The organism is Alkalispirochaeta americana, from assembly GCF_900156105.1.
Lineage (GTDB): Bacteria > Spirochaetota > Spirochaetia > DSM-27196 > Alkalispirochaetaceae > Alkalispirochaeta > Alkalispirochaeta americana.
In genome coordinates this window covers 2245-3599 of sequence record NZ_FTMS01000044.1, presented here as the reverse complement: position 1 = coordinate 3599, position 1355 = coordinate 2245, and the positions used below count along the sequence as shown (strand labels likewise).

Annotated in this window: 2 protein-coding genes; both read right to left on the bottom strand. The window is 61.5% G+C overall.

The genetic code is table 11. The features are described 5' to 3' along the window. Position 1 precedes the first annotated feature (1 nt). On the bottom strand, positions 2–1099 hold the full coding sequence (locus tag BW950_RS14505; RefSeq protein ID WP_200796849.1) for a sodium ion-translocating decarboxylase subunit beta: 1098 nt from the start codon (positions 1097–1099) through the stop codon (positions 2–4). 19 nt (positions 1100–1118) lie between these two features. Continuing rightward, a partial coding sequence (locus BW950_RS14500) for a biotin/lipoyl-containing protein (protein WP_143559287.1) occupies positions 1119–1355 on the bottom strand: 237 nt, incomplete at its 5' end.

The following is a 1355-nucleotide window of genomic DNA, read 5'->3' as shown; positions in this document are numbered from 1 at the left end:
CCTAACCGGCAAGAGCGAGCAACACTCCCGCGGCCACGGCGGATCCGATCACACCGGCCACGTTGGGGCCCATGGCGTTCATGAGAAGGAAGTTCTTCGGATTCGCCTCCTGCCCCATCTTCTGTACCACCCGCGCAGCCATGGGAACCGCCGATACGCCCGCAGCACCGATCATGGGGTTTATCTTCTTCCCCGACACAAGATACATGATCTGACCCAGCCCCAGGCCGCTGGCCGTGCCCACACTGAAGGCCACCACGCCCAACAGGATGATCAGAAGCGTTCCCATCGTCAAAAATTGATCGGCCGACATCTGGCTTCCCACGGCTACGCCCAGAATGATCGTCACAATATTGATCAGTTCGTTCTGCGCCGTCTTGGACAACCGCTCCACAACCCCGCTCTCGCGAAAGAGGTTCCCCAGCATCAGCATTCCCACCAGGGGCGTCGCCGCAGGAACAAAGAGCGCACAGGCGATGGCTGTCACAATGGGAAAGACGATCTTCACCCGCTGCGGCACCTCTTTCACCTCGCTCATCACGATCTTCCGCTGCTCCCGCCCTGTCAGAAGCTTGATGATCGGCGGCTGGATCACCGGCACCAGCGCCATGTACGAGTAGGCCGCCACCGCAATGGGGCCCAGCAGGTGCGGGGCCAGCTGCGAGGTCAGGTAGATCGCCGTGGGGCCGTCGGCTCCTCCGATGATCGCGATCGACGAGGCCTCGGCAAAGGTGAAGCCCAGCAACCGCGCTCCCAAAAGCGTCCCAAAAATCCCGAACTGTGCCGCCGCTCCCAGCAAAAAGGTGTAGGGCTTGGCCAGAAGCGGACCAAAGTCCGTCATCGCTCCCACCCCGAGAAAGATCAGGGGAGGAAATATCCCCGTCTTGATCCCGAAATAAAAGTAGTCCAGAAGGCCCCCGGGCTCGTTCAGACCCGCCAGGGGGATGTTCACAAGGATCGCGCCAAATCCGATCGGCACCAGCAAGAGCGGCTCGTACTGCCGCTTGATCCCCAGGTACAGCAGGAACACCCCCACGGTGATCATCGCCGCTGCCTGCCAGGTCATGGCGGAAAAGGCCGTGGATCGTAAAAACTCCATCAACATCGTTCTGCCCGCCTTACCCGATCGTCAGAAGGGCTTGCCCCTCTTTCACGCTATCGCCGGATTTCACGGAGATCCCCGTCACCGTTCCGCTCGCAGGCGCCGTCACGTCGATATACATCTTCATCGCTTCCAGGATCACCACAGGATCACCCTCGTTCACCTGGGCGCCCTCGCTCACCACAACCTTGTCGATCACCCCCGTCATCGGCGACGGGACCGCTCCCGCTCCGCCTGCTGCCGGGGCTGCGGA

What these genes read in the sequence shown, in the direction of transcription:
- BW950_RS14505 (WP_200796849.1), bottom strand. Translation starts at nt 1,099, where the DNA reads ATGGAGTTTTTACGATCCACGGCCTTTTCCGCCATGACCTGGCAGGCA.